This window comes from Modicisalibacter sp. MOD 31.J, from assembly GCF_020147985.1.
In the GTDB taxonomy this organism is placed as follows: Bacteria; Pseudomonadota; Gammaproteobacteria; order Pseudomonadales; family Halomonadaceae; genus Modicisalibacter; species Modicisalibacter coralii.
The window spans coordinates 697346-723537 of record NZ_JAGXFF010000003.1 but is presented as its reverse complement, the minus strand read 5'-3'; the positions used below and the strand labels follow the sequence as shown (position 1 = coordinate 723537).

25 protein-coding genes and 1 riboswitch are annotated in these 26192 nt (G+C 67.1%); of the genes, 7 read left to right on the top strand and 18 right to left on the bottom strand.

All coding sequences use genetic code 11. The features are described from left to right. Positions 1 to 29: 29 nt before the first annotated feature. The 3 genes from KGR00_RS13870 to metC are packed head-to-tail and all read left to right on the top strand — an operon-like array spanning position 30 to position 3423. Complete coding sequence (locus KGR00_RS13870; protein WP_224418212.1) at positions 30 to 644, top strand: cysteine dioxygenase family protein; 615 nt, start codon at positions 30 to 32, stop codon at positions 642 to 644. Beyond that, positions 644 to 2233: a rhodanese-like domain-containing protein gene (locus KGR00_RS13865; RefSeq protein WP_224418213.1), complete on the top strand. Its 1590-nt coding sequence runs from the start codon at positions 644 to 646 to the stop codon at positions 2231 to 2233. The genes KGR00_RS13870 and KGR00_RS13865 overlap by 1 nt, the downstream gene beginning before the upstream one ends. Positions 2234 to 2253: 20 nt before the next feature. Further along, positions 2254 to 3423, top strand: a complete 1170-nt coding sequence (metC, locus tag KGR00_RS13860) for a cystathionine beta-lyase (RefSeq protein ID WP_224418214.1) — start codon at positions 2254 to 2256, stop codon at positions 3421 to 3423. A gap of 63 nt (positions 3424 to 3486) precedes the next feature. On the opposite strand, the gene KGR00_RS13855 is transcribed toward metC, so the two are convergent. The 3 genes from KGR00_RS13855 to KGR00_RS13845 all read right to left on the bottom strand — a co-directional run bounded on the left by KGR00_RS13855 (position 3487) and on the right by KGR00_RS13845 (position 6511). Beyond that, the gene (locus KGR00_RS13855; protein ID WP_224418215.1) at positions 3487 to 4869 is read right to left on the bottom strand and encodes a TRAP transporter large permease; all 1383 of its coding nucleotides are present in this window, start codon (positions 4867 to 4869) and stop codon (positions 3487 to 3489) included. Beyond that, positions 4866 to 5447, bottom strand: coding sequence for a TRAP transporter small permease (locus tag KGR00_RS13850; RefSeq protein WP_224418216.1), 582 nt, complete (start codon positions 5445 to 5447; stop codon positions 4866 to 4868). The genes KGR00_RS13855 and KGR00_RS13850 overlap by 4 nt, the downstream gene beginning before the upstream one ends. Before the next feature lie 68 nt (positions 5448 to 5515). Then, on the bottom strand, positions 5516 to 6511 hold the full coding sequence (locus KGR00_RS13845) for a TRAP transporter substrate-binding protein (protein ID WP_129140972.1): 996 nt from the start codon (positions 6509 to 6511) through the stop codon (positions 5516 to 5518). Between the two features lie 613 nt (positions 6512 to 7124). Here KGR00_RS13845 and KGR00_RS13840 point away from each other — a divergent pair. Further along, entirely contained in the window at positions 7125 to 7739 is a 615-nt protein-coding gene (locus tag KGR00_RS13840; protein WP_129140971.1) for a superoxide dismutase, read from the top strand. A 255-nt stretch (positions 7740 to 7994) separates the two neighbouring features. Here KGR00_RS13840 and metF read toward each other — a convergent pair whose 3' ends face one another. From metF to KGR00_RS13825, 3 genes are all read right to left on the bottom strand, one after another. Then, positions 7995 to 8834 (bottom strand): methylenetetrahydrofolate reductase [NAD(P)H], encoded by an 840-nt coding sequence (gene metF, locus KGR00_RS13835; protein ID WP_224418217.1) that lies wholly within the window; start codon positions 8832 to 8834, stop codon positions 7995 to 7997. A gap of 167 nt (positions 8835 to 9001) precedes the next feature. Beyond that, positions 9002 to 9979 carry a cation diffusion facilitator family transporter gene (locus KGR00_RS13830; protein ID WP_224418218.1) on the bottom strand — a complete coding sequence of 326 codons (978 nt, stop codon included), beginning with the start codon at positions 9977 to 9979 and terminating at the stop codon, positions 9002 to 9004. Between the two features lie 56 nt (positions 9980 to 10035). Next, the gene (locus tag KGR00_RS13825) at positions 10036 to 10935 is read right to left on the bottom strand and encodes a DMT family transporter (protein ID WP_224418219.1); all 900 of its coding nucleotides are present in this window, start codon (positions 10933 to 10935) and stop codon (positions 10036 to 10038) included. A 136-nt stretch (positions 10936 to 11071) separates the two neighbouring features. Here KGR00_RS13825 and KGR00_RS13820 point away from each other — a divergent pair, with 136 nt between their 5' ends. Then, entirely contained in the window at positions 11072 to 11998 is a 927-nt protein-coding gene (locus KGR00_RS13820) for an AEC family transporter (RefSeq protein ID WP_129140967.1), read from the top strand. Here KGR00_RS13820 and KGR00_RS13815 read toward each other — a convergent pair. Continuing rightward, complete coding sequence (locus KGR00_RS13815; RefSeq protein WP_224418220.1) at positions 11995 to 12729, bottom strand: AraC family transcriptional regulator; 735 nt, start codon at positions 12727 to 12729, stop codon at positions 11995 to 11997. The two genes, KGR00_RS13820 and KGR00_RS13815, sit on opposite strands and share 4 nt — an antisense overlap. Before the next feature lie 154 nt (positions 12730 to 12883). Continuing rightward, entirely contained in the window at positions 12884 to 13705 is an 822-nt protein-coding gene (locus tag KGR00_RS13810) for a UDP-2,3-diacylglucosamine diphosphatase (protein WP_224418221.1), read from the bottom strand. Positions 13706 to 13867: 162 nt separating this feature from the next. Between KGR00_RS13810 and KGR00_RS13805 the strand changes: the two genes are divergently transcribed. Next, positions 13868 to 14287 carry a DUF411 domain-containing protein gene (locus tag KGR00_RS13805; RefSeq protein ID WP_224418222.1) on the top strand — a complete coding sequence of 140 codons (420 nt, stop codon included), beginning with the start codon at positions 13868 to 13870 and terminating at the stop codon, positions 14285 to 14287. A gap of 112 nt (positions 14288 to 14399) precedes the next feature. Here KGR00_RS13805 and KGR00_RS13800 read toward each other — a convergent pair whose 3' ends face one another. The 4 genes from KGR00_RS13800 to KGR00_RS13785 all read right to left on the bottom strand — a co-directional run bounded on the left by KGR00_RS13800 (position 14400) and on the right by KGR00_RS13785 (position 18583). Beyond that, positions 14400 to 14738: a cation transporter gene (locus KGR00_RS13800; RefSeq protein ID WP_224418223.1), complete on the bottom strand. Its 339-nt coding sequence runs from the start codon at positions 14736 to 14738 to the stop codon at positions 14400 to 14402. Between the two features lie 145 nt (positions 14739 to 14883). Further along, positions 14884 to 17199, bottom strand: a complete 2316-nt coding sequence (locus KGR00_RS13795) for a copper-translocating P-type ATPase (RefSeq protein ID WP_224418224.1) — start codon at positions 17197 to 17199, stop codon at positions 14884 to 14886. Between the two features lie 87 nt (positions 17200 to 17286). After that, positions 17287 to 17538, bottom strand: a complete 252-nt coding sequence (locus tag KGR00_RS13790; protein ID WP_224418225.1) for an SHOCT domain-containing protein — start codon at positions 17536 to 17538, stop codon at positions 17287 to 17289. A 310-nt stretch (positions 17539 to 17848) separates the two neighbouring features. Further along, positions 17849 to 18583, bottom strand: coding sequence for a DUF4396 domain-containing protein (locus KGR00_RS13785; RefSeq protein ID WP_224418226.1), 735 nt, complete (start codon positions 18581 to 18583; stop codon positions 17849 to 17851). A gap of 337 nt (positions 18584 to 18920) precedes the next feature. On the opposite strand from KGR00_RS13785, the gene KGR00_RS13780 reads away from it, so the two are divergent. Then, a complete protein-coding gene (locus tag KGR00_RS13780) occupies positions 18921 to 19382 on the top strand; it encodes a hypothetical protein (protein ID WP_224418227.1) in 462 nt (153 codons plus the stop codon). Here KGR00_RS13780 and KGR00_RS13775 read toward each other — a convergent pair. The 6 genes from KGR00_RS13775 to metK form a co-directional block, all read right to left on the bottom strand. Beyond that, positions 19379 to 20614, bottom strand: a complete 1236-nt coding sequence (locus tag KGR00_RS13775) for a sodium:proton antiporter (protein ID WP_224418228.1) — start codon at positions 20612 to 20614, stop codon at positions 19379 to 19381. The genes KGR00_RS13780 and KGR00_RS13775 overlap by 4 nt on opposite strands. Positions 20615 to 20699: 85 nt before the next feature. Next, positions 20700 to 22103: an adenosylhomocysteinase gene (gene ahcY / locus KGR00_RS13770; RefSeq protein ID WP_224418229.1), complete on the bottom strand. Its 1404-nt coding sequence runs from the start codon at positions 22101 to 22103 to the stop codon at positions 20700 to 20702. A 28-nt stretch (positions 22104 to 22131) separates the two neighbouring features. Further along, positions 22132 to 22224, bottom strand: a riboswitch (S-adenosyl-L-homocysteine riboswitch). Positions 22225 to 22348: 124 nt separating this feature from the next. Continuing rightward, entirely contained in the window at positions 22349 to 22777 is a 429-nt protein-coding gene (locus tag KGR00_RS13765) for a hypothetical protein (RefSeq protein WP_224418230.1), read from the bottom strand. A 260-nt stretch (positions 22778 to 23037) separates the two neighbouring features. After that, positions 23038 to 24033, bottom strand: coding sequence for a group II intron reverse transcriptase/maturase (gene ltrA / locus KGR00_RS13760; RefSeq protein WP_239031488.1), 996 nt, complete (start codon positions 24031 to 24033; stop codon positions 23038 to 23040). A gap of 11 nt (positions 24034 to 24044) precedes the next feature. After that, entirely contained in the window at positions 24045 to 24308 is a 264-nt protein-coding gene (locus tag KGR00_RS13755) for a hypothetical protein (RefSeq protein ID WP_224418231.1), read from the bottom strand. Between the two features lie 650 nt (positions 24309 to 24958). Further along, on the bottom strand, positions 24959 to 26179 hold the full coding sequence (gene metK, locus KGR00_RS13750) for a methionine adenosyltransferase (RefSeq protein ID WP_224418232.1): 1221 nt from the start codon (positions 26177 to 26179) through the stop codon (positions 24959 to 24961). Between the last annotated feature and the right edge of the window lie 13 nt (positions 26180 to 26192).

The following is a 26192-nucleotide window of genomic DNA, read 5'->3' as shown; positions in this document are numbered from 1 at the left end:
TGACGACTTCGCCAACTACGGAACTGCTCATGGAAACCGCTTCCGCCACTCGTCGGCAGGCCGTCGCCGAGACCCTGCGACACGTTCGCCAGACCCTCGCCGACCGCCCCGTCGACCGCCCCGTCGACCGCGCCACCCTGGACAGCGTCCTCGCCGCACTCAAGCAACTGGCCGCGCGCCACGAGCTATGGAACGAGACCGACTACCCGCCGCCGGCCGCCGACGAGTACCAGGCCCGTTATCTGATCGATCAGGGCGACGACCAGAGCGTCGCGCTCTATCTCAACGTCATGCGTCCCGGCAAGCGCATTCCGCCCCACGACCACACCACCTGGGCCTGCATCGCCGCGGTCGAGGGCGAGGAGTGCAATACCCTGTATCGTCGGCTCGACGACGGCAGCCAGCCCGGCCGCGCACGACTGGAAGAAGCCGAGCGCCACATCGTCGGGCCCGGTAGCGGCATCGCGCTGCTCGCCGACGACATTCACTCGGTGCGCATCGACGGCGACCGCCCGATCCGCCACCTGCATCTCTACGGCCGCGCCCTCGAGACGCTCACTGGCCGTACCAGCTTCGACCTCGAGGCCGGAACCTGCCGGACCATGGACATCGGCGTGAAGACGCGCCGGGCGGAGGAACGCTGATGCACGCCATCTCGCCCGGGACGCTCAAGCGCCTGCTGGCCGACGACGGCCGGGAAATCGCCCTGCTCGATATCCGTGAATTCGGCGAATACGGCATGGGGCATCCCTTTCACGCCGTCAACCTGCCCTTCAGCCGGCTCGAGGCACTGGCCGGTGGTCTGGTACCGCGCCGCACCGCGCCGATCGTGGTACTGGACGATCATGGCGAGGGCCGAGGGCAACGGGCGGCCCAGTGTCTGGCCGACCTCGGCTATCGGGACGTGGCCTGGCTGGAAGGCGGTGCCCAGGGCTGGCAGGCGGCGGGTTACGGCCTGTTCGCCGGCGTCAACGTGGTCAGCAAGACGTTCGGCGAACTGGTCCACGAGCATTTCCACACCCCCGGGGTCGCGGCCGCCACGCTGGACGAGTGGCAGCGCACGGGCAAGCCGGTGCATGTCATCGACGGCCGGCCCGTCGCCGAATACCGCAAGATGAACATCCCCGCCAGCATCTGCTGTCCCAACGGCGAACTCGCCAAGCGCCTTCCCACCTTGCTCGCCGGCGATACCACCACCCCGGTGGTGATCAACTGCGCCGGGCGCACACGCAGCATCATCGGCGCCCAGACCCTGCGCTGGCTGGGCATCGAGAACCCGGTCTACGCCCTCGAGAACGGCACTCAGGGCTGGCGGCTGGCCGGGCTATCGCTCGAACACGACAGCCGGCGCGACTATCCCGCCGAGATCGTGGCCGGAACCGAGCTGGGTGCGGCCGCCCGCCGGCTCGCCGAATCCGGCGGGGCGCAGGCGATCGACGCCGCGACCCTGGACGCCTGGCTCGCCGACGAGACCCGCACCACCTATGTCTTCGATGTGCGCACCGCCGAGGAGCATCGTCGTGACGCCCCCGCCGGTGCGGTCCACGCACCGGGCGGACAGCTGATCCAGGCCACCGACCACTGGGTCGGGGTCCAGCGTGCCCGCCTGGTGCTGCTCGACGACGACGAGTGCCGGGCGCCGGTGGTGGCACACTGGCTGGCCCTGATGGGCCAGGAGGTCGCCTGGCTGCGTGGCGGCAGCACGCACTGGCCGGCCCTGAAAAACCTCTCGCGACGCGGCGATGAAACCGCCCTGCCCCTGCTGCCGCCGGCGCTCGACCTCGCCGAGGCGCTGGACCTCGCCGAGGCGCTGGACCCGGCCAGACTGTGTCTCGACGCGCGGCCCGGCATGCAGTATCGCGCCGGCCACCTGCCCGGGGCGCGCTGGGTCAACCGCGCGCTGCTCGACGAGCAACTCGCCGAGATCGACACCCGGCGCGACATCGTCCTCGTCGCCGATGCCGAGCGCGCCGCCTGCCTGGCCATCGAACTCGCCTGGCGCGGGATCACCCGCGTCGGCTGGCTGGCGCCGGCCCTCGACGACTGGCAAAGCGCCGGCGTCACGCTGGCACGCACCCCCGACGAACCCGACGACGCGCACTGTATCGACTTCCTGTTCTTCGTCCACGACCGCCACGATGGCAACCTGGAGGCCTCACGCCGTTATCTGGCCTGGGAGACCGGCCTGCTCGACCGGCTCGACGCCCAGGAACGCGCCACCTTCACGATCTGAGTGCGCCAGCGAGGACTGCCATGAAGCTTACGACCGACCTGATTCATCTCGCGCGCCCCGGGCAGCGGCCGGCACCGGTCAACCCGCCGGTGGTGCGCACCAGTACCGTGACCTTCTCGACGCTCGCCGAGATGCGCGACACCAAGCAGCGGCGTGCCAACGGCGAGCGGCTGTTCAGCTACGGCCGTCGCGGCACGCCCACCACCCACGCTCTGGAAGACGCCATCTCGCGGCTCGAGAACGGCGAGCACACGCAACTGCTGCCTTCGGGGGTCGCCGCCATCAACCTGGTCTTCATGACCCTGTTGCAGCCCGGCGCCCATGTCGTCATCGCCGACAGCGTCTATCAACCGGTTCGCCGCATCGTGGAAGGCTGGCTGCGCCCCTGGGGCATCGCCGTCGACTACTTCGACGGCACCCCCGAGCACCTGAGCACACGGCTGCGTGCCGAGACGCGACTTATCTACACCGAGGTACCGGGCTCGCTGGTCTACGAGATGCAGGACCTGCCCGCACTGGCGGCGATGGCCGCCGAGCGCGACATCCCCCTCGCCGTCGACAACACCTGGTCCAGCGGACTCCTCATGCGGCCGCTGGAACATGGTGCCACGATCTCGCTGATGGCCTGTACCAAGTACGTGGTCGGTCACTCCGACGTGATGCTGGGCAGCGTCACCGCCAACGGCGAACTCGGCCGGCGCCTCGCCGAGATGGCCGCGACCCAGGGCCAGTGCATCGGTGGCGACGACGCCTACCTCGCGTTGCGCGGCGTGCGCACCCTCGCCTGCCGCATGGCGACCCATGCCGACAACGCGCGACAACTGGGCGACTGGCTGTCGAGCCAACCGCACGTGGCACGCGTTCACCAACCCTCGCGCGCCGAGCACCCCGGTCACGGCCTGTGGCAACGCGACTTCGACGGCACCAACGGCCTGCTGACGGTGGAATTCACCGCCGACACCCCGCCCTCAAGAGTGGACGCGCTGGTCGACAGTCTGGCGCTGTTCGGCATCGGCTCCTCCTGGGGCGGCTTCGAAAGCCTGGCGCTGCCCTGCGACCTCGCCGCCGCACGCAGCCTCGACGACAGCTGGTCGCGACGCGGCCCCTGTCTGCGCCTGCACGCCGGCCTGGAAGCCGTCGACGACCTGCGCGCCGATCTCGAACGGGCCTGGACAAGGCTCGACGAGTGACCGTCGGAACGCCCGCGCCCCCGCTCATGGCGGGGGCGCGGGTCGTTCAGTCCATCACGGGTCTCACGACAACAGGTTGGGCAGCCACAGCGAGATCGCCGGTATGTAGGTGATGGCGATCAGGAACGCCAGCAGCAGTGCCAGCCACGGCAGCGCCGCCTTGATCACCCAGCCGATCGAGCGCCCGGTGATCCCCGCCGTCACGAACAGGTTGAGCCCCACCGGCGGCGTGAGCATGCCGATCTCCATGTTGACCACCATGATGATGCCCAGGTGGATCGGATCGATGCCCAGCTGGGTGGCGATCGGAAACAGGATCGGCGCCATGATCAGCAGGATCGCCGACGGTTCCATGAAGTTGCCCGCCGCCAGCAGCAGCAGATTGACGACGATCAAAAAGCCCCAGGCCGGCAGCCCCCAGGAGACGATCGCCTCGGCGATGTGATGCGGGATCCGCTCGGTGGTCAGCACGTGGGCGAAGAGCATGGCGTTGGCGATGATGAACAGCAGCATCATCGATACCTTGGCACCGTCGAGCACCACCGCCCGGACCTCGCGATCGGCGAACGAACCGATCAGCGCCAGCGGTGGTTGCCACAGGCCGCGCAGCAAGGCCGCGCCCAGGCTTTCCTCGGGCCGTTTCCAGGGGATGCCCTTGAGCGGCCCCATGTCGCGATAGCCGATCACCGCCACCAGCCAGGCGTAGATCGCGGCGATCGCCGCCGCCTCGGTGGGGCTGGCCACGCCGCCGTAGATCGAGCCCAGCACCAGCACGATCAGCAGCAGCCCGGCCAGTGCCTTGCCCCCCGAACGCAGCAGTGCCCCGAACCCCGGGAACGGCAGCGCCGGCAGCTTCATGCGCCGCGCCGAGACGTAGATGGCGAGCATCAGGATACCGCCCATCATCAACCCGGGGATCAACCCGGCCATGAACATCTTGGCCGCCGAGACCTCGGTGGCCGCCGAATAGACCAGCATGACGATCGACGGCGGGATCAGGATGCCCAGCGTGCCGGCGTTGGCGATCGCCCCGGCGGCATAGGATTCCGGGTAGCCCTGGCGGACCATGCCGGCGATGACGATCGAACCGATCGCCGCCACCGTGGCCGGCGACGAGCCGGACACCGCGGCGAACAGCATGCAGGCCATCACCGAGGCCATCGCCAGGCCGCCCTTGACGTGTCCCACCGAGTCGTTGGCGAAGTTGATCAGCCGCCGTGCCACCCCGCCCGTCGAGAGGAAGGCGCTCGACAGGATGAAGAACGGGATCGCCAGCAGCGTGTAGTGATGCGAGACCGACTCGAACAGCTTGATGGCGATCGAACCCAGCGAGTCGTTGGAAAACAGCAGAATCGTGGTCACGCTGGAAAAGCCCAGCGCGAAGGCGATCGGCATGCCCAGGAAGATGCCGACGAACAGCAGGATGAACAGGGTCGCGATGGTCACGAGCGGCCCTCCCTGTCGGAATCGGACGCGGTGCCCGCGTCATGGGCCTCGACGTCGCGCTGCTCGGCGAGACGCAGGCTCTCCTCGCCCTCGTCGGAGAAGCCGAAGCCGTCGGCCTCGTTCTTGAGCACCCGCCAGCCGATCTCGAGGAAGCGCAGTACCAGCAGGCCCATGCCGATCGGCAGGATCAGCGTGGCCTGCCACTTGGGAATCGGAATGTCCTGCAGTTCGATACCGATCATCCGGGTCAGCGACAGGTACTGGTAGCTGCCGACCAGCAGCAGGCCGCAATAGGCCAGACAGATGGCCAGTGCCAGCAGCGTGGCGATACGCCGCCCGGCGCGCGGCAGTTTCTTGACCAGCACGTCGACGCCGATGTGGGCACCGTGCTTGACGCCCCATGACGCGCCGAACAGCACGAACCAGCCGGACAGGTAGAGCGAGCCCTCCTGGGCCCAGCTGATGCCCTCGGCGAGCACGAAGCGATAGAACACCTCGACGCCCGCGAGCAGCACCATGGCCACCAGCAGCGCCGAGAAGATCGCCTCTTCCAGCTTGTTGAGCCAGCGAAAAATCATGGTCTTACCTCGAACGAAGACGGCGATGACGGGCCCGGGCCCGCCATCGCCTGACAAGGAGTCGTCGATCAGTTCTCGTTGGCGGCCTGGGCGGCGTCGATCACGTCCTGGCCGATCTCGTCGGAGAACTGGCTCCACACCGGCTTCATGGCATCGACCCACTGCTGACGCTGCTCGGGGGTCAGCTCGATGATCTCGGACTTGCCGGAATCGATGATCGCCTGCTTGGCGTCCTGGTTCTCCTGCGCGGCGATGTCGTTGCCGTAGGCGACCGCCTCGTCGAGCGCCTCCTTGACCACCGGACGCACGTCATCGGGCAGGCCGTTCCAGAAGCGCGCCGAGGAGACCACCATGTAGTCGAGCAGACCATGGTTGGACTCGGTGATGTAGGGCTGCACCTCGTAGAACTTCTGCGAGTAGATGTTGGAGTAGGTGTTCTCCTGGCCGTCGATGGCATCGGTCTGCAGCAGCATGAACACTTCGGAGAACGGCTTCTTCAGCGGCGCGGCGTCGACCGCCTCGAACTGCGCCTCGAGCACGTCGGAGGTCATGATGCGGAACTTCTTGCCGCCGGCATCGGCCGGCACGCGCAGCGGCTCGGATGCGGAAAGCTGTTTCAGGCCGTTATGCAGGTAGCCCAGGCCGATCAGCCCCTTGGGCTCCAGCGAGGTGAGCAGCTTCTGGCCGGTCTCGCTGTCCTGGAAGCGCTCGACGGCATCCATGTCCTCGAACAGGAACGGCAGATCGAAGACCTGGAGTTGCTTGGTGTACTTCTGGAACTTGGACAGCGCCGGGGCGGCCAGCTGGACGTCGCCGAGCAGCATCGCCTCGAGAACCTGGTCGTCGCCGTAGAGCTGCGAGTTGGGATAGACCTCGACGTCGACCTGATCGCCGACCGAACTCTCCTCGACCAGCTCCTTGAACTTCTCGGCCATCTGGCCCTTGGGCGTGTTCGGTGCCACCACGTGAGAGAACTTGATGGTAATCGGGTCGGCCAGGGCGCTGCCGGCCATCATCACACCGGCGGCGAGGGCTGTCAGAGAAGCGAGCTTGAGCGTGCGCATTTGTTGACTCCTTGCGGATCTTGTTGCGATTGGCGTGCCAGGTGCAGTCGCAGGCGACGGCACGGTCGCCCAATCCATGGCAAGGGCCGTGCCAGAAAATGAAAGCCACCGAAAAACAATGACTTGATGGAGATAACAGCGAGCCGCGGGGCAACCGCTCCGGGGAAAGCGTGCGGATAGGCACACAGCACCATCCGCGGCATGTGCGGATTCCCGCACACCCGCATCCCCCATCCCGACGACGGGAAATGCAGATTCTCTCGCCGCCCCCGCTTGAAAACGGAATCATTAGCACCAAGACTCTGGGGCAGGGACGCCAAGGAACCGCCGCGCCAGGGGCTGGCGACCGCCAGTTCGCTGCGCCGGATTCGCCGGCAAGGGGTGCTTTCGGCACCGTGAGGTGAACCAGCGGTGCTACGCTGTTAGCGGGTGCGAGGCAGCATGGCCCGAATGGCGGCCGATGACGATGAACGTTTCCCCGCGACTCTCAGCGAACCGTGTCGACGGCACTGCGCCGTCGGCACCGGATGGCTCGCCCGAGAGTGGCTCGACGGGGTCGAAATCGACGGCGCTGGAATGCGCCACTTTTCCATGACAATGGAGGGTATCCACCATGATTCATGAGTTTCCCGATCTGCCCTATGCCTATGACGCGCTGGAGCCGGTCATCGACGAGACGACCATGAAGGTCCACCACACCAAGCACCACCGGGCCTACTACGACAAGTTCGTCGATGCCATCAAGGGCACCGAGATGGAAGACCAGCCGCTGGAGACGATCTTCGCCAAGGTCTCCCAGCAGTCGGCCGCGGTGCGCAACCAGGGTGGCGGCTACTACAACCACACCCTTTACTGGAACGTCATGTCGCCCAACGGCGGCGGCGATCCGACCGGCGCCCTGGGCGAGGCGATCAAGGCCAAGTACGGCTCGGCCGACGAGTTCAAGAAGGCCTTCGCCGCCGCGGCCACCGGCCAGTTCGGTTCCGGCTTCGCCTGGCTGGTGGTCAAGCCCGACGGCGAGCTCGAGATCACCTCGACCGCCAACCAGGACAATCCGCTGATGGACGTCGCCAGCGTGCGCGGCACCCCGGTGCTGGGTTGCGACGTCTGGGAACACGCTTACTACCTGACCTACATGAACCGCCGTCCCGAGTACATCGAGAACTGGTGGAAAGTGGTCAACTGGGATTACGCCAACTCGCTCTACGAGCAGGCCAAGGCGGCATAAACCGCTGGCTTCGGTTGGTTGCCCCGCAACGCGAAAGGCCCCGCTTCGGCGGGGCCTTTTTCGTCATGACGGTAGAGGGTGTTTACAAATTAGGCGAGCGAAGGCAAGACAAGGCAAAATCGGCCGAAAAAGCGGAGTTTACACGGGGTAAATGAGCATTTTGACCGGGCTCGCGCACGAGGCCGGTTTTAACGCCGTATTGTCGAGCGCAGGCATTTTGTAAACACCCTCGTAGCAGTGCGAGCTAAAGATGGTTCAGCGCAGGTTGTCGAGCACCCGCAGGGTCGCCGTCGACTGGTTGAGGGTGTAGAAGTGCAGGCCCGGGGCCCCGCCGTCGAGCAACCGCCGGCAGAGATTCGACACCACCTCCTCGCCGAACGCCTGGATGCTCTCGCTGTCGTCGCCGTAGGCCTCGAGCTGCTTGCGAACCCAGCGCGGAATATCGGCGCCGCAGGCATCCGAGAAGCGCGCCAGCTTGGTGTAGTTGGTGATCGGCATGATCCCCGGCACGATCGGCTGCTCGACGCCCAGCGCGCGGGCACGGTCGACGAAATGAAAGTAGGCGTCGGCACTGAAGAAGTACTGGGTGATCGCCAGGTCGGCCCCGGCGCGCATCTTGCGGGCGAAGTTCTGCAGGTCGTGCTCGAAGCTCGGCGCCTGGGGATGCGCCTCGGGGTAGGCGGCCACCGCGATCTCGAAGTGATCGCCGGTCTCGGCGCGGATGAACTCGACCAGCTCGTTGGCGTAGCGCAGCTCGCCGATGCCGCCCATTCCCGACGGCAGGTCGCCGCGCAGCGCCACCAGGCTGTCGATGCCGTCCTCGCGATAGTGCCCGAGCAGCTCGCGCATCTGGGCCTTCTCGCTCCCGATGCACGACAGGTGCGGCGCGGTGGTGATGCCGCACTCGCGCACCCGCTTGACCGTCTCGTGGGTACGCGCCTGGGTCGAGCCGCCGGCGCCGTAGGTCACCGAGAAGAAGCGCGGCTTGCGCTCGGCCAGGGCGTCGCGGGCGGCCATCAGCTTGTCCCGCCCGGCATCGGTGTTGGGAGGAAAGAATTCGAAACTGATGCCCAGCGGAGACTCGTGTGCACTCATTGCTCAACCCTTGATCGTGTCCGGCGTCGTCAGGGGGTCGCTGACGCCCCGCAGAGCGTCACGACCCGGGTGAATGCCCGCATTGTGCCCGCCTGCCGTCTTGAGAACCAATGAAAGTTTCCTCGCCGCTCCATGAGCGCCGGTCATGTACGCCCGACCGACAGATTTCACGAACGCGCGGTGGCGTCGCTGCAATCGCCCCCCGTGAGGCACGCCTCGCCCTCGATCTGCAGGGTGGCATGGGTGATGCCGAAGCGCTCGTGAAGCAGCGCGTAGGCCCGCTCGAGCACCCGGTCGTTGTCGCTCGCCGCATCGACCACCAGATGCAGGCTGAGCAGCGGATCCTGCGGCGTCAGTCCCCACAGATGCAGATCGTGCACGTCGCGGACGCCCTCCACCGACGCCAGCGCCTCGTGGATCTCGGCGATCTCGACGCCATCGGGCGTCCCCTCGAGCAGGGTATGCGCACTGCGCCGGATGATCTTCCAGGCGCCGCGCAGGATCAGCACCGCGGCGAGCATCGAGAGCAGCGGGTCGGCGACGTTCCAGCCGGTGGCCATGATCACCAGCGAGGCGACGATCGCCGCCACCGAGCCGAGCAGGTCGCCGATCACGTGGAGTACCGCGCCGCGCAGATTGATGTTGTCCTGATCGCCCTGATGCAGGATCACGAACACCACGATGTTCACCACCAGGCCGATCACCGCGATCACCATCATCGTGCCGGCCATGACCTCCACCGGGGCGTAGAGTCGCTTGATGGCGGCAATGACGATCCCCACGCCGATCGCCAGCAGCGCCAGGCCGTTGACGAAGGCCGCCAGCACCTGGAAGCGCTGGTAGCCGAAGGTGCGGCGCCGGTCCGGCGCGCGATGGCCCAGCCGGAAGGCGAACCAGGCCAGCGCCAGCGAGGCGGTATCGCTGACCATGTGACCGGCGTCGGCGAGCAGCGCCAGCGAGCCGGCCATCCAGCCACCGATCACCTCGGCGAGCATGAAACCGCCGGTGAGCAGCATCGCCAGCATCACCCGGCGTTCGCTGTCGGCGGTCACCGTGGGGGCGTGGTGATGATCATGAGCGTGATCATGGCCGTGGTCGTGACCGTGCGAATGGCCATGATGATGAGAGGCGTGGTCGTGCGCCATGCCGGACTCCCGTTGGCGGATGTGCCCCGATTACCGCACCTGTAGCCACTACAGGGTCAAGCCTTGTCGGTGGGCCGACTCCCCCTTCTCGCGCCACTCAGGCGACCGCTGCCCACCAGCATGCCCAGCGTGATCAGCCCCGCAGCCAGCGCCAGCAGTGGCGTGGGGCGTGCATAACCGGCGAGGATCAGCACCAGCGTCGAGAGCAGCGGCGTGAAGTAGGCCAGCAGCCCCAGCAGACGCAGATCGCCATGCTTGACCCCCACGTCCCAGGTGAAGAAGGCGCTGCCCACCGGGCCCAGCCCCAGACCGATCACCCCCAGCCAGGCGACGCCCTGCGGCCAGCGCGCCGGCTCGAAGAGCAGATGACACAGCGCGGCCAGCACGGCCGTGACCAGGCAGAAGCCGCCCACCGCCGCCGTGGGCACCCCCTTGGCGGCCCGCGAGAGGACCGAATACCCGCTCCACAGCAGGGCGCAGGCGCACGCCGCCGCATAGCCCAGGGCACTACCCGCGGCCGAAACGTCGCCGCCCACCAGCAGCCCCGCACCGGCGAAGCCCAGCAAACCGCCGACCACGTGGATCGCCTTGAGCCGCTCGCCGGGCAGCAGCGCAACGAAAATCACGATCAGCAGCGGCCAGAGATAACTGATCAGCCCGGCATTGGCCGGCGGTGCGTTCTGCTGGGCGACGAAGTACAACGCGTGATAGCCGAACAGCCCGCCCACTCCCAGCGCCCAGACCCGCGGCGGCTGGCGCAGCGGCGCGATCGGCGACGCACCGCGCAGCCCCAGCCACACGACGAAGCAGACGAAGGCGATGGCGAAGGCCAGCGCGGTCAGCAGAAACGGCGGCACCGGCCCGGCGAGTTGCGTGAGGGTGGCGAGCAGCGCCCAGTTGAGTACCGTGGTGGCGCCGATCGCCGTGGCGCGAGAATCCGTCGAGTGGTCGCTCATGTCAGCCCCTGTGCAAGCGCCGGTGAAAAGCAGGGCGCCATTGTGGCCCCGGCCGCCGCCCGCGGCTTGTCGATTCCTGACCTGCCATCCGTGGCCGCGAACAGGCATCATGAGGCTTTTTCCTGCGGAGCCGCCGATGAGCCACGATCTCTATCAACCGCTGTGGACACTGCTGGCCTTCGTCGCCCTGGGCTGGCTTTGCGCCCGGCGGCTGGCCGTCGATCCGCGCCCGATCGCCACGCTGCTGATCTACGTGATCGCGCCGCTGACCTTCTTCCGTGGCCTGGTGCAGGGCCACCCCGGGCTCGACGACCTGGCCCTGACCGCGGCGCTGTTCCTGCTCGCCAGCACCCTCGCCCTGCTCGTCGGGCAACTGGCGAAGCGCGTCTTCGCCCCGCCCGAGGCCGCGGTGCTGGCGTTCTCCGCGGGGACCGGCAACACCGGCTACTTCGGCCTGCCGCTGGCCATGGTGCTGCTGCCCCCGGAAGGCGTCGCCCAGTACCTGTTCTGCCTGCTGGGCATCACCCTCTACGAATTCACCGTGGGCTACTTCCTCAGTGCCCGCGGGCGCTTCTCGATGCGTGCCAGCCTCGCGCGCATCGTTCGCCTGCCGCTGATCTACGCCTTCGCCGCCGCCCTGGCGGTCAACGCCCTGGGGCTGACGCTGCCGGGCGCGCTGATGGACGGGCTCGACGACTTCACGTACTGCTACACCGTGCTGGGGATGATGATCATCGGCATGACACTGGGGCGGGTGACGCTGCGCGAGGTCGACGTGCGCTTCATCACCGCCTGCGTGCTGGCGCGTTTCGCCCTCTGGCCCCTGATCAGCCTGCTCGCGGTCTGGGCGCTGCAGGCGACCCTGGCGATCGATGCCACGCTGGCCACCGCCCTGCTGCTGATCGGCGTGGTGCCGATGGCGGCCAACGTGGTGGTCATCGCCATGGAGCTGGATACCCAGCCCGCCAAGGGCGCCATCGCCGTGATGCTCACCACCCTGGCGGCACCGCTGGTGGTTCCCCCTTATCTGGGCGCGCTGCAGGCCCTGGCCGGGCTGGGCTAGTCCACAAGACGCTCGGGCAAGGCACGCCGCCATTCACCGGGCGGGCAGCCCAGATGACGGCGGAAGACCCGCGAGAAGTGCGCGGCATCGGCGAAGCCACAGGCCAGGGCGATCTCGGTGAGCGAGGCGCGGGGGTCACGCAGCCGCGTCCGGGCAAGCGCGAGACGCTGTGCGGTCAGCCACACATGCGGCGGCCGGCCGGTCAGCGCGCGGAACTGGCGGGCGAACGCCGCCTCGGCGAGATGGCAGCGGGCGGCCATCTCGGCGACCCGCCAGGGATGCGCGAGGTCGGCGCGGATCGCCGGCAGCAGTTCCAGCAGCCGCAGCCGTGGCACCGCCACCGGGCGCGCGGCGGCGCTCGCCACCTCCCCGAGCCAGGCGGCCAGCACCGGCGGCGATGCGTGCTCCAGCCGGCGGCCCCGTGCGACGAGGGCATCGGGCAGGCGGCGCGACGGGCCCGCCAATGCCGCGTCCAGATCCAGCGCCCGGCACCAGTCGACCGGGAGATCGACCACCAGGATGCGATTGTCGGCCGGGGCCAGGTAGTGGTGGGTATCGCCCGCGACGACCGGCGCCAGCACGCCGGGGGCGACGCGGGTGGCACGCCCCGCCGCTTCCAGCTCGACGTGGCCGTCGAGGCCCAGCAGCAGTTGATGGAAGACGTGACGGTCGGTCAGCACGCGATCGGGATAATCGCGCACCTCGACCAGGGGCGACAGGCGATACGACATGGTTCCAGCGACCCGAAACGTGCGAGATCGCCAGTGTGCCACACCCGGTGTGGCATGGGCGCAGAGGGGCCTGCAAAATGTCTGCGAGCGGCGTTGACGTCGGCGTCGTCCGCGAGCCCGGTCGCGCCTTCGCTCGCCATCGTCAGGCACCCTCTCAGGCGTTGACCAGCTCCCCCGGCGCCGCTGTCGTCACCGGAACGACGCGCGGCTCGTCGGCGATCGACTCCCCTTGCCAGTCGATCAGCTGCAGCCGGCCGGCAGCGGTCTCGACCAGCGCGGTGCAATGCTCCACCCAGTCGCCGTCGTTGGCATAGACCACACCGTGGCCGGCACTGAAACCCGCCTGGTGGATATGGCCGCCGATATAGCCGTCGAGGCCCTCCCGGGAGGCCTGGTGCATGGCGGCCTGCTCGAACTGGGCCACATAGCGCCGTGCGGTCGCCACCCGCCGCTTGATGGCACTGGCCAGCGACCAGTAGGGCAGGCCCAGGGTCCGCCGCAAGCGGTTGCACCAGCGGTTGAGGCGCAGCACGAACTGATGCATGCCATCGCCCAGCGACAGCAGCCAGGGGGCGACGCGCACATGGGTGTCGAACTCGTCGCCATGGCTGACCAGAAAGCGCCGGCCGTCGGCCAGCTCGTGGATCCAGCGGCGCTCGATGCGCACGTTGTGGATGCGCAGCCCGCACAGGCGGCGGAAGGCGGCATCGTGGTTGCCGGGAATGTAGATCACCTCGCAGCCGCCCCGCGCCAGGCGCAGGATACGCGCCACCAGCTGCTGCTGGGCCGGCGGCAGGACCGCCCGGCGGCGCATGGCGATCAGGTCGACGACGTCGCCGACCAGGTAGAGACGCCGCGGACGCACCCGGCGCAACAGTCTGGCCAGCAGTGCCGCCTGGCAGTCCGGCGTGCCCAGGTGAATGTCGGAGATGAACAGGGTGCGGCAGTCGGCCACGGAATCGGTCGGGGTACGCATGGGACGGCCTCCTCGATTGGCGCCACCAGCGTGTCAGCCGGCGGTGACCGGCCCATGGCGAAACGATGACGTTTCGATGACCCCGGTGCTTGACCCGTGTGCTACCCCCGGCTTCTATGATCGGCAATCGGACCCGATCACCCCAGGAAGAGGATGCCACCCATGAGACGTCTTTTGCTTTCGGCCGGCCTGCTGCTGGTCACCACGCCGGCCCTGGCGACCGACGCCACCCTGCACCGCAACCCCAACTGCGGCTGCTGCGAGCAGTACGCCCGCTATCTCGAGAAGCAGGGCTGGGAGGTCGACGTCGTCTCCGAGAACGACCTGTCATCCATCAAGCGTGAGGCCGGAGTGCCGGAATCGCTGGCGTCCTGCCATACCATGCAGGTCGGCGATTACGTCGTCGAAGGCCACGTGCCCCTCGCCGCCATCGACAAGCTGCTGCGCGAAACGCCCGACATCGACGGCATCGGTCTGGCCGGCATGCCCACCGGCTCGCCCGGCATGCCCGGGCCCAAGCAGGGCGAGTTCACCGTCGAGGCCTTCGACGATCAGCGCACCGCCCCCTTCATGTCGCTGTAACCGCGTCGTGACCGGGCCATGCCATCTCGTCCGGCATGACCCACCATCGAAAAGGGCCACGCGTGATGCGTGGCCCTTTTTCCTTCCATCTGCCCACAACCGCCTGAAACCCTCAGTGGCAACTCCAGGGCTCCTTGCTGGCATTGTCCTTGATGTTCTGATCGACGAAGCGATAGTGGTTCTCCTTGACCCGCGTCCACCAGCCGTTGCTGACCGCGATGGCGTGCCGGGAGAGAATTCCTTCGATATGGTCTAGGCATAAGCGCGACGCATCATAGGCCACATCGAGACGGCGCTTGCCCGGCTCGAAGGTGACCCGCTCGAGGCCGAAAAGCGCGTCGATCTCGCCGAGGGCGGTTTGCAGGGCCGTCTCACTGCTAGGCTTGAGCTTGAGTCGTCGGGTCACCAGATTGGCCTCGGAGACACCGAGGCGGTGCTCTTTATCCGACATGTTTAACCTCCTCCCGTCTCTTGGAAAAACTGTAAAAATGCGGCTTCAGCGGTCCGGTATGACTCGGCAGGCCTGAAGCCAACCGCCAACCCACTCAGACGCTGCCTCAGACTGCGATCCAGCCGAGGCTTGTCGTGGGCCATGTTCAGATCTCCTTTCGCCGCAGTCGCAGGGAGTTGGCCACCACCGATACTGAACTGAACGACATCGCCGCCGCGGCGATGATCGGCGACAGCAGGATGCCGAAGGCCGGGTAGAGCACACCGGCGGCGATCGGCACGCCCACGCTGTTGTAGACGAAGGCGAAGAACAGGTTCTGCTTGATGTTGCGCAGGGTGGCACGGCTGAGCCGGCGGGCACGCACGATCCCGCGCAAGTCGCCCTTCACCAGCGTCACCCCGGCGCTCTCCATGGCCACGTCGGTGCCGGTGCCCATGGCGATGCCGACCTGGGCCTGGGCCAGCGCCGGGGCATCATTGATGCCGTCACCGGCCATGGCCACGAAGCGCCCCTCGGCCTGCAGCGCCTTGACCTTCTCGGCCTTCTGCTCAGGCAGGACACCGGCAATCACCTCGTCGATGCCCAATTGCCCGGCAACCGCCTGCGCCGTGGTCTGGCTGTCGCCGGTCAGCATGACGATACGGATGCCCTCGCCATGCAGCGCCTCAATCGCCTCGCGGGTCGTCGCCTTGATCGGGTCGGCGACGGCAACCAGACCGGCCGCCCGGCCGTCGACGGCGATGAACATCGCGGTCTTGCCCTCGCCGCGCAGCGCCTCGGCACGCTCGGCGAGCGTGCCGGCCTCGATGTCCTCGGCCTCCATCAGCGCGCGGTTGCCCAGGGCCACGGCCCGGTCGCCGACTTTGCCCTTGACGCCCTGCCCGGTCACCGACGTGAAATCGGTGTAGCGCTCGGGAGCAATGTCGCGTGCCTGTGCCCCTTGGACGATCGCCGTCGCCAGCGGGTGCTCGCTGCCACGCTCCAGGGTGGCGGCCAGGCGCAGTACCTCGTCTTCCGCGAAGCCCTCACTGGCGACCACGTCCTGCAGCCGGGGGCGCCCTTCGGTCAGGGTGCCGGTCTTGTCGACGATCAGGGTGTCGACCTGGCGCAGGGTCTGGATCGCCTCGGCATTCTTGAACAGCACCCCGGCCGAGGCGCCCTTGCCGCTGGCCACCATGATCGACATGGGCGTGGCCAGGCCCAGCGCGCAAGGGCAGGCGATGATCAATACCGCCACGGCGTTGATCAGCGCATAGGCCATCGCCGGCTCGGGCCCCCACAGCGCCCATACCACGAAGGTCGCCAGGGCCGCGAGCACTACGGTGGGCACGAAGTAACCGGCGACCACGTCCACCAGGTTCTGGATCGGCGCCCGACTGCGACTGGCGTCGGCGACCATCTGCACGATCTGCGACAACAGGGTGTCGCTGCCCACTCGCTGCGCCTCGATGACCAGCGAGCCGGTGCCGTTGATGGTCGCACCGATGACCTTCTCGCCTTCGGCCTTTTCGACGGGCATGGGTTCGCCGGTGATCATCGACTCGTCCACCGCGGAGCTGCCCTCGACCACCACGCCGTCCACAGGCACCTTCTCGCCGGGGCGCACGCGCAGGCGATCGCCGATCCGGATCTGCTCCAGCGGCACGTCGGTGTCGCTGCCGTCATCGGCGATACGTCGCGCGGTCTTGGGCGCCAGCCCCAGCAGCGCCTTGATCGCACTGTTGGTCTGGCTGCGCGCGCGCAGTTCCATGACCTGGCCGAGCAGCACCAGCGCCACGATCACCGCGGCGGCCTCGAAGTAGACGCCCACCTGCCCCGTCGCGTCACGGAAGGAGAGCGGAAAGAGCGCCGGAAACAGCGTGGCGACCAGGCTGTAGAGGTAGGCGACCCCGACGCCTAGCGCGATCAGGGTGAACATGTTGGGGTTCCAGCCGACCACCGAGCGATAGCCGCGCACGAAGAACGGCCAGCCGCACCACAGCACCACCGGCGTCGACAGGACCAGCTCCAGCCAGATGCGTACCTCGTGAGGGACCCAGGATTCCAGCGACAGACCGGGGATGTGCTGGCCCATCGCCAGCACGAAGACCGGTGTCGCCAACGCCAGGGCGACCCACAGCCGCCGGGTCATGTCGATCAGCTCGGGATTTTTCTCTTCCTCGACAGTGACCTGGCGTGGCTCCAGGGCCATGCCGCATTTCGGACAGGACCCAGGTTCGTCGCGGACGACTTCCGGGTGCATCGGACAGGTCCACTCGGTCCGGGAGGCCGGCGCCTGAGGCGCCACCGGCTCCAGGGCCATGCCGCACTTGGGGCATTCGCCTGGAACGTCGCTTTTCACCTCGGGGTGCATCGGGCAGGTGTAGCCGCCCGACTCGGCACGCGTCAGCGTATCCGGCGGCGCCCCCTGAGCCCCGGCGGCATGGGGCGGAGTATGAACAGCGTCGTGTTTCAGGGGCATGGCCACCTCCTGCCTGGGTGGGAGGACGGAACGACAGGCGCCCTCGCCGGCCCGGGCACGCGGCCAGTCACCAGCAAGGACGTTACGTCACGCTGACAGGTCACGCTTGCGTGCCTCGAATTCCTGACGGTCGATCTCGCCCCGCGCATAGCGTTGGCGAAGGAGCTCCAGGGCATCCGGCGCTGCCCGGTGCGAATGGGCACGATGGCCGATGGTGCGCATGACCAGCATCACGATCAACGCGATCACCAGCCCCCAGAAGATCAGCATCATGACGCCACCGAAGAGCATGTGCCCCCAACCGGCGCCATTCATATACCCCATCATGTCATGCCACATGGCTGCCTCCTCGCCTATCGCTCACGCCCCGTGCCTGCCCGGGCATCGTCACCCTGTTACCAATCATTCGACAATCATGGGAGCCATCTCGACCGTCATGGCCGAGCTTGACGACAGCGTAAGACTTGCAGGTTACCCAAGGGTCAAGCCCCGCCCTGCGGAGAGAGTCTCTATCCCGCCCGCCCATGACCCCGGTCAACGAATGCCGTCCTCCCTCGGTTTCCCGAGCTGTTCTGCCGCCCTTGGACCGCACAAAAAAGGGCCCGGCGAGCGGGCCCTTGCGTGGCGCTTGCGACAAGACATGCCTGGCTTACATCGCTTCCTTGACGCCGCGCTGGATCAGCCACCAGTTGACCGGATAGGCGGTGAGGAAGCCGAAGCCCATGGCGATCTGCATCATGAACCAGAAATGGATGGTGTTGACGTGGAGCGTCTCGCCGAAGACCACCGCAAACAGGTAGAAGTGGGCGAAGGCCATGAAGCCGTACATGCCCACCTGCCAGGCGGTCAGCGATAGGGTATCGGCCTTGATCGCCTGAAAGAGCGCCTTGCCCGGCGAAATATCCTGCATCGGCTTGATCGAGTAGTACTGGAAGGCGATACCGAACAGGAAGGCGAGGATGTAGTCGAACACCCAGACGGCGAAGATCTTGTCCTCGAAGATGCCCTTCCAGCCCAGCCAGACGGCAATGGCGGGAATCAGGAACGCCGTCCACTCGGCGACGATGTCGCCCAGCGTGCAGCCGCTGCCGCAGTGCAACGTGCCCTTGACCACCTTGACCGGGAACGGCGTGTCGCGCTTGTGCGGCGGTGTCTCGCCGGCCTTCATGGCCGGGTGGGCGATCTCGTCGGCGGCCAGCCGGCCGTACTTGCGATACACATAGAGAATGAATACGTGGCCGAACAGGGCACAGGCCGGCCAGACCGCATTCATGATCGTCATGTGCTGGGGGTGACGTCGCAGATCGCCGATGACGTAGAGGGCGCTGGCGAACCCCAGCAATAGGGAAATCCAGGCAATGATCGTCAACCAGGTCGGCACCATGTCAGGAACTCCTTTCCTTGTCCGTGGTTTCGATGATGGCCCGGCCGTCGCCGGCGGCCGCTCACGGCGTGTCCCTGGAGCGGCATTTTCGTCACCGACGGCCACCCTGAACGTAGTCGCGATCGGCGGGCGACGACAAATTCCGGCACGGCCGGTGCAGGGCCACAGGCAATCAATCGCTCAGGATAGCCCCCTTGTGCGGGACCGGGGTCAAAGAGGGTCGCGACTCGACGGCGTCGGGGTTATTGACGCGCATCACGCCGCCGCCGGTGTTACCGGCGCATACTGACGGCACACCAACCACAGGTGGCCCGTGCCGCCGACCGGGAGAGCCGTCATGCGCGTCGAAACCCTGGGCGACGTCCTGGACTGGACGCAACGCACCCACGCCAATCTGGCCGACTGCCTGGCCCAATGCTCGCGGCAGACCCATCGCGAGCGACTCAAGATGCTGCTCGACTACCTCGTCGAGCATGAGCGTCAGCTCAGCCATGCGCTGGAGCTGGCACGCCACGACGCCATGCCCTCGGCGCTCAACACCTGGTGCTACGAGTACTTCGAGAACGCCCCGGCTCGGCCGGAACGCCAGTGCCAGGCCAACTTTCGGGACATGGACGTCGATGAGGTGATGGCGGCGGTCCTCGCCTTTCACGAGCAGGTCACCGGGCTCTATCGTCACCTCCTCGATCAGGACGCCGACGTGCCCTCGGCGCGCGAACTGCTCGAGAACCTGCTCTCGCTCGAGGAACACGAGGCGATGCGCTTGGCACGGGACGCCGGACGCATGAAAGACCTTTAGGGGGAAGGAATGACGCGCCGCACCACCCGCCCGATGCTCAGCCCCTGGACGAGGATCGAGAACAGCACGATCAGGTAGGTCACCGTGAGCAGCACGTCACGCGGCTCGCCGTCGGGCAGTGACAGCGCCAGGGCCACCGAGATACCACCGCGCAGGCCGCCCCAGGTGAGAATGCGCACCGAGCCGCGCCGAAAACCCAGTCGACCGCGCAGCCAGGCGACCGGCAGGCCGACGGTGACGAAGCGCACGGCGAGCACGATCGCGATCAGCGCCACCCCGATCCACAACAGCGCCGGCGAGAAGGGGATCACCAGGATCTCCAGGCCGATCAGCACGAACAGCAGCGCATTGAGCATCTCGTCGACCAGCTCCCAGAAGCCATCGACGTAGCGGCGGGTGGTCTCGGACATGGCGCTCGCGCGGGCCTGGTTGCCGACCAGCAGCCCGGCCACCACCATAGCCAGCGGCCCGGAGGCGTGCAGATGCAGGGCCAGGGCATAGCCGCCCAGCACCACCGCCAGCGAGACCAGCACCTCGATGCGGTAGGCATCGATGCTGCGCATCAGGGCATAGCCCAGCCCACCGACGACCAGTCCCAGCAGGATCCCGCCGCCGGCCTCCTGCAGGAACAGCCAGCCGCCCTGCGTCACGCTCAACACCTGCTCGCCGGTCGCCGCCCCGACGAGCAGGGTGAAGATCACCACCGCCACACCGTCGTTGAACAGCGACTCGCCGACGATGCGCAGTTCCAGATCCTCGGGGGCGCCCGCCTCGCGCAGAATGCCCAGCACGGCGATGGGGTCGGTGGGCGAAATCAGCGCGCCGAAGGTCAGGCAGTAGAGCCAGCCGACCTCGAGCCCGAAGAACCGGCAAAGGCCATAGGTCGCCGCGCCGATCGCCAGTGTCGAGACCACCACGCCGACGGTGGCGAGAAAGCCGATCGACCAGCGGTAGCGGCGCAGCCGATCGAGGTCGACGTGCAGGGCACCGGCGAAGAGCAGCATCGACAACATCCCGTTCATCAGCAGGGCGTTGAAATCGATACGGCCGAGCAGCGTTTCGGCCCGGGCTTCCAGATCGCCGAAGCCCAGCGCGTCGAGGCCGTTCATCGCCCCCGACAACAGCAGGGCGATGGCCATCACGCCGATGGTCAGCGGCAGTCCCAGAAAACGGTGATTGAACCAGGCCAGCACGGCGGTCAGCGTGATGACGATGGCGACGAGATCGAGCACGGGCCCTCCCTGGCCGGGCGATGGATGAACACGACAACGCCGCCCGCACGGCCGGGCGCGGGCGGCGTCACGCCGTAACTAGCAATCAGTAGCGGTACTCGTCCGGCTTGTAGGGGCCGTCGGCGGCCACGCCGGTGTACTCGGCCTGGTCCTCGGTCAGGCGCGTGATCACCCCGCCGAAGCCCTCGACCATGTAGCGGGCGACCTCCTCGTCGAGCTGCTTGGGCAGCACGGTGACGCTGAGACCACCGGCCTTCTCGTCGTCGCTGAGGTCGGCGAACTTGCCTTCGAAGAGGTGGATCTGCGCCAGCACCTGGTTGGCGAAGGAGCCATCCATGATCCGCGAGGGGTGGCCGGTGGCGTTGCCCAGGTTCACCAGGCGGCCCTCGGAGAGCAGGACCAGGTAGTCGTCGCTGGTCGGATCGTAGTCGTCGGGATCGCTGTCGCGGTAGATCTTGTGGACCTGCGGCTTGACCTCTTCCCAGTGCCACTGGCGACGCATGTAGGCGGTGTCGATCTCGCTGTCGAAGTGGCCGATGTTGCACACCACCGCGCCCTTCTTGAGCGCCTTGAGCATCGGCGCGTCGCAGGCCCCGATGTTGCCGGTGCAGGTCACCACCAGGTCGATGCGCCCGAGCAGGTCGCGATCGATGCTCTCGACGCCCTGGTTGATGCCGTCGACGTAGGGCGAGACCACCTCGTAGCCGTCCATGCAGGCCTGCATGGCGCAGATCGGGTCGATCTCGCTGACCTTGACGATCATGCCCTCCTGGCGCAGCGAGGCCGCCGAGCCCTTGCCCACGTCGCCGTAACCGACCACCAGCGCCTGCTTGCCGGCCATCAGATGGTCGAGCCCGCGCTTGATGGCGTCGTTGAGGCTGTGACGGCAGCCGTACTTGTTGTCGTTCTTGGACTTGGTGACGGCGTCGTTGACGTTGATCGCCGGCACCTTGAGCGTGCCGTCGCGCAGCATCTCCTGCAGGCGATGCACGCCGGTGGTGGTCTCCTCGGAGATGCCATGGATCGCCTCGAGCAGTTCCGGACGCTTGTCGTGCAGCAACGCCGTCAGGTCGCCGCCGTCGTCGAGCACCATGTTGGGGGTCCAGCCGTCGGGGCCCTCCACCGTCTGCTCGATGCACCACCAGAACTCCTCCTCGGTCTCGCCCTTCCAGGCGAACACCGGGATGCCGGCCGCGGCGATCGCCGCGGCGGCGTGATCCTGGGTGGAGAAGATGTTGCAGGAGGACCAGCGCACCGAGGCGCCGAGCTCGATCAGGGTCTCGATCAGCACCGCGGTCTGGATGGTCATGTGGATGCAGCCGGCAATGCGGGCACCGGCGAGCGGCTGCTGGTCACGATACTTGGCGCGGATCTTCATCAGCGCCGGCATTTCGGTTTCGGCGATGCGGATCTCGCGGCGCCCCCAGTCGGCCAGGCCGATGTCGGCGACCTTGTAGTCCTGGGAGGCGGCGGCTTGCGAGTTGGCCATGGCGGTCATCGTCGTCTAACTCCATTCCGGGGAATGGGCGCCGTTGCTTGGTGGCCGTTCCCTGCCCGAGCCTCGCAGTCCGCGCCGGCGGCGTGGACATGCTGCAGCGCCCCTCGGACAGCAGCAACACGATCATGCAGGCAGTTCACTACAGGTTCGCGGCGTTTTCAATCGCGACGCCGCCGCGCAGCCGAAAAGGGCGGCCGATCGGCCGCCCCGCTGGAAGTCCGGCTCATGCCGTGACGTTACTGGGTGGTTTCCTCGTCCATCGCGCCGGCGTCATCCTGGCCGGTACCGCTGGCGCCGTCGGTCGTCGACATGTCGCTGCCGGAACCGCTGCCCGAGCCACCGCTCGTCTCGCCGGAGCCGCTGGTGGCCCCCTGCGCGGCGTTCTCGGACTGGCCGGTCTCCGCCGTGGTGCTGTTCTGCTGCATGTTCGATTCGTCGCCGGCGCCCGAGCCCGACATGTCGTTGTCACCGGTGCTGGTGCCACCCCCGTAGGAGCCGCTGCCGGAATCCGACGACTCGGTGCCACCGGCGTTCGACGGCTCGGTGGTCGTGGTGGACTGATTGGCGTTGTCCGACGCCTGATCGTCGCTGTCGTCGCCGCAGCCCACCAGCAGCGCGCCGGAGAGTGTCAGTGCGGCAACCCAGAGCATCTTGCGGTTTTCCATGTTCACATCCTCATATCCATTGATGGCGACTTCAGTCCCCTGACCGCGCGGTTGTTGTCGGGTCCGTTCTCGTCTCACAGCCTAGAAGGCCGTCCCGCTTTTCCCAAGTCTTCGACCACTTTTTATCGAACAGCGTTCGCTTCATTCAAACAGTCGTTTCCCGGCGCGTCAACGTCGGCGTCCGCTCCAATCGGGTAGGGGCCGGGGTTACCCCCGGCGCCCTCCCACACCACCGTACGTACCGTTCGGTATACGGCGGTTCATGAAGAACGGCTAAGCCCTCTTACCGTATCGAGTACCGATACCAGTCCCTGCTGACTGAGCCAGCGGTTAGGCAAGGCATGGCGCAGATGCAGAGCACCTGCATTCCACCAGGGGCCTCGGCCATTCCCCGTTGACATCCTGGCACGTTGGTCGTCCAAGCTCAGCGCACGAAGTTTCCGGCGCCGGGTGCTGGGTCGTTTCCACTGTCGCCAGATCATGCAGCGCAGTCGGCGACGTATCCATTGATCCAACGCTTCCAGCGGCCGCGTTACATCGACGAGACTGAAGTAGCTGGCCCAGCCTCGCAGGACCGGAATCAGTTCTTCGATGACGCGTCGTATATTGCGCCCCCTGCCGCGCTTGAGGATCTCACGGACACGCTGCATCAGCCGCTGCAGGCTGGCCTTGGCCAGCGTTAGCTTCGGCAGTTTGTGCCGGGTCAGCGTGTAGCCCAGATATCCCCGATGCCAGGGACGGCCCACCGCACTCTTGTCGCGATTGACCGTGAGCCTGAGCGAGCTCTCGAGATAATCACTCAGGCTGGCCATGACGCGCTCGCCCGCTCGCCGACTGCCTACATAAATTTGCAGGTCGTCGGCGTAGCGGCAGAAACGGTGGCCGCGGCGTTCCAGTTCCTTGTCCACGTCGTCCAGCAGGATATTGGCCAGCAGCGGACTCAGCGGTCCACCCTGGGGCGTCCCCTGTCGGCGTGACGTGGCCAGGCCGTCCTGGAACGTCCCGGCTTCCAGATAACGACGGATCAGGCGCAGCACCCGCTTGTCGCGGACGCGGCGCGCGACCCGCGCCATCAGCAGGTCGTGGTTCACTCGATCGAAGAAGGCTTCCAGGTCAAGATCGACCACCCAGCGGTGGCCGGCGGCAACGTGGGTCTTCATCGCCGAGACGGCCTGCTGGGCGCTACGCTTCGGGCGGTAGCCGTAACTCGATTCGGAGAAGCTCGGATCGAAGAGCGGCGTCAGCACCTGTAGCAGCGCCTGCTGGATCAGCCGGTCGGTGACCGTGGGGATGCCGAGCTGCGGATGGCCGCCCCGCCGGTCCCGCCCTTGGGCTTGGGGATCTCGACGGCTCGAACCGGGCTGGGGTGGTACTCACCGGCCAGCAGCCGCTCGCGCAGCGTCGGCCAGTGCTGTTTCAGGTGGTCGGCCAACTGGTCCACCGTCATGCCATCGGCACCCGGCGCCCCTTGGTTGGCAACCACCCTACGGTAAGCCCGCGCCATGTTGGCCTTCTCTGCCACGGCCTCCATGAGCGGGGGAGGCTCCGCTTTCGTCCACGATGACGACGCCGGGACCGTCTCGACGCCCACCGGCCGGGACTCGGGGTTCCGCCCCTGCCCCTCTGGGTGGGTGGCGGTATCAGCGCCACTTTCTGTCTTCATGATCGATCCTCGAGACGTCATCGCCTACTCGCGGTTCTTCATGTTCGGCCCTTGGTGCCGCGGTGAACCGGCACTTACTATGGCCTCGGCTGACGTCTGGTGGCCCATCCCGTCGCCTCTCGACGCCGGTAGCACCATGGCAGACCACCAGACCTCCCAGGGTAAGACGCGCGACCTTCCTCCCATCTACCCGCCGTATCTACTTCCACATCTTCCGGATAGCTATTGGGCTTCGAGTTTCACGGCCCTCTCGCCCAGATGTGGCTGCCTCATATGCGGTTCCTGTTCGTCGGGCCAGGAGTTTGCCTGCAGCTTCCTTCAGATTCCGCCTCGCGACGGACACCCTTGCTGTTCAGCTAACGGTTCCCGCTATCAGGGTCCGTAGGGGACTCTCACCCCCAAGTCATCCCGAGGCACCACCCTCGGGAACAGCGTCCGTCGGACGCTGCGCGCCATGCCTGGCGCACCGCAAAAACGCCCCGCTCGAGCGGGGCGTCGGGTCCAGCGCAAGCGGCGGCTCAGAGATCGGCGGCGCTCTTCAGGGCCTCGACCTTGTCGAGCTTTTCCCAGGGGAAGGCGGTGAAGGTCTCGTGCTGGGTCTCGCCGTTGACGTCGGTCCAGGTGTAGGTGTGTTCGAACGGCTCGCGGCCGAAGTGGCCGTAGGAGGCGGTCAACTGGTACATGGGATGCTGCAGGTCGAGCATGCGGGTGATGGCGTAGGGCCGCAGGTCGAAATGCTCGCGCACCAGCTCGATGATCTTGTCGTCGCTGACGCGACCGGTCCCGAAGGTATCGACCGACACCGAGGTCGGCTCGGCGACGCCGATGGCGTAGGAGACCTGAATCTCGCACTTGTCGGCCAGCCCCGCGGCGACCACGTTCTTGGCCACGTAGCGTCCGGCATAGGCGGCGCTGCGGTCGACCTTGGACGGGTCCTTGCCGGAGAAGGCGCCGCCGCCGTGACGCGCCATGCCGCCGTAGGTGTCGACGATGATCTTGCGCCCGGTGAGACCGCAGTCGCCGACCGGCCCGCCGATCACGAACTTGCCGGTGGGGTTGATGTGATACTTGGTGGACGCGGTCAGCCATTCGGCCGGCAGGACCTGCTCGATGATCTCGCGGCGGACCATCTTGCGCAGGTCGTCCTGATCGATCTCGGGATCGTGCTGGGTCGAGAGCACCACCGCATCGACCGCCACGGGCCTGCCGTCGTCGCCGTAGCGGAAGGTCACCTGGCTCTTGGCGTCGGGGCGCAGCCACGGCAGCATGCCGTTCTTGCGCAGCTCCGACTGGCGTTCGACCAGGCGGTGCGCGTAATGGATCGGCGCCGGCATGTAGGACGCGGTCTCGTTGGTCGCGTAACCGAACATCAGGCCCTGATCGCCGGCGCCCTGGTCCTCGGGCTTGGAGCGATCGACGCCCTGGGCGATGTCGACGCTCTGCTTGCCGATCAGGTTGAGCACGCCACAGGTCTCGCCGTCGAAGCCGACATCCGAGGAGTCGTAGCCGATGTCCAGTATCACCTTGCGCACCAGTTCCTCGAGGTCGACCCAGGCGCTGGTGGTGATCTCCCCGGCGACGATCGCCACCCCGGTCTTGACCAGCGTCTCGCACGCCACACGCGCCTGCTTGTCGCGGGCGATGATGGCATCCAGCACCGCGTCGGAGATCTGGTCGGCGATCTTGTCCGGGTGACCCTCGGATACGGATTCGGAAGTGAACAGGGAGTATTCGCTCATGATGTCCTCGACC

Excerpts from the sequence above, each read along its gene's own strand:
- KGR00_RS13870 (WP_224418212.1), top strand. The coding sequence starts at position 30 with ATGGAAACCGCTTCCGCCACTCGTCGGCAGGCCGTCGCCGAGACCCTG.
- KGR00_RS13865 (WP_224418213.1), top strand. The coding sequence starts at position 644 with ATGCACGCCATCTCGCCCGGGACGCTCAAGCGCCTGCTGGCCGACGAC.
- metC (WP_224418214.1), top strand. The coding sequence starts at position 2,254 with ATGAAGCTTACGACCGACCTGATTCATCTCGCGCGCCCCGGGCAGCGG.
- KGR00_RS13850 (WP_224418216.1), bottom strand. The coding sequence starts at position 5,447 with ATGATTTTTCGCTGGCTCAACAAGCTGGAAGAGGCGATCTTCTCGGCG.
- KGR00_RS13845 (WP_129140972.1), bottom strand. The coding sequence starts at position 6,511 with ATGCGCACGCTCAAGCTCGCTTCTCTGACAGCCCTCGCCGCCGGTGTG.
- KGR00_RS13840 (WP_129140971.1), top strand. The coding sequence starts at position 7,125 with ATGATTCATGAGTTTCCCGATCTGCCCTATGCCTATGACGCGCTGGAG.
- metF (WP_224418217.1), bottom strand. The coding sequence starts at position 8,834 with ATGAGTGCACACGAGTCTCCGCTGGGCATCAGTTTCGAATTCTTTCCT.
- KGR00_RS13830 (WP_224418218.1), bottom strand. The coding sequence starts at position 9,979 with ATGGCGCACGACCACGCCTCTCATCATCATGGCCATTCGCACGGTCAC.
- KGR00_RS13825 (WP_224418219.1), bottom strand. The coding sequence starts at position 10,935 with ATGAGCGACCACTCGACGGATTCTCGCGCCACGGCGATCGGCGCCACC.
- KGR00_RS13820 (WP_129140967.1), top strand. The coding sequence starts at position 11,072 with ATGAGCCACGATCTCTATCAACCGCTGTGGACACTGCTGGCCTTCGTC.
- KGR00_RS13815 (WP_224418220.1), bottom strand. The coding sequence starts at position 12,729 with ATGTCGTATCGCCTGTCGCCCCTGGTCGAGGTGCGCGATTATCCCGAT.
- KGR00_RS13810 (WP_224418221.1), bottom strand. The coding sequence starts at position 13,705 with ATGCGTACCCCGACCGATTCCGTGGCCGACTGCCGCACCCTGTTCATC.
- KGR00_RS13805 (WP_224418222.1), top strand. The coding sequence starts at position 13,868 with ATGAGACGTCTTTTGCTTTCGGCCGGCCTGCTGCTGGTCACCACGCCG.
- KGR00_RS13800 (WP_224418223.1), bottom strand. The coding sequence starts at position 14,738 with ATGTCGGATAAAGAGCACCGCCTCGGTGTCTCCGAGGCCAATCTGGTG.
- KGR00_RS13795 (WP_224418224.1), bottom strand. The coding sequence starts at position 17,199 with ATGCCCCTGAAACACGACGCTGTTCATACTCCGCCCCATGCCGCCGGG.
- KGR00_RS13790 (WP_224418225.1), bottom strand. The coding sequence starts at position 17,538 with ATGTGGCATGACATGATGGGGTATATGAATGGCGCCGGTTGGGGGCAC.
- KGR00_RS13785 (WP_224418226.1), bottom strand. The coding sequence starts at position 18,583 with ATGGTGCCGACCTGGTTGACGATCATTGCCTGGATTTCCCTATTGCTG.
- KGR00_RS13780 (WP_224418227.1), top strand. The coding sequence starts at position 18,921 with ATGCGCGTCGAAACCCTGGGCGACGTCCTGGACTGGACGCAACGCACC.
- ahcY (WP_224418229.1), bottom strand. The coding sequence starts at position 22,103 with ATGGCCAACTCGCAAGCCGCCGCCTCCCAGGACTACAAGGTCGCCGAC.
- KGR00_RS13765 (WP_224418230.1), bottom strand. The coding sequence starts at position 22,777 with ATGGAAAACCGCAAGATGCTCTGGGTTGCCGCACTGACACTCTCCGGC.
- KGR00_RS13755 (WP_224418231.1), bottom strand. The coding sequence starts at position 24,308 with ATGGAGGCCGTGGCAGAGAAGGCCAACATGGCGCGGGCTTACCGTAGG.
- metK (WP_224418232.1), bottom strand. The coding sequence starts at position 26,179 with ATGAGCGAATACTCCCTGTTCACTTCCGAATCCGTATCCGAGGGTCAC.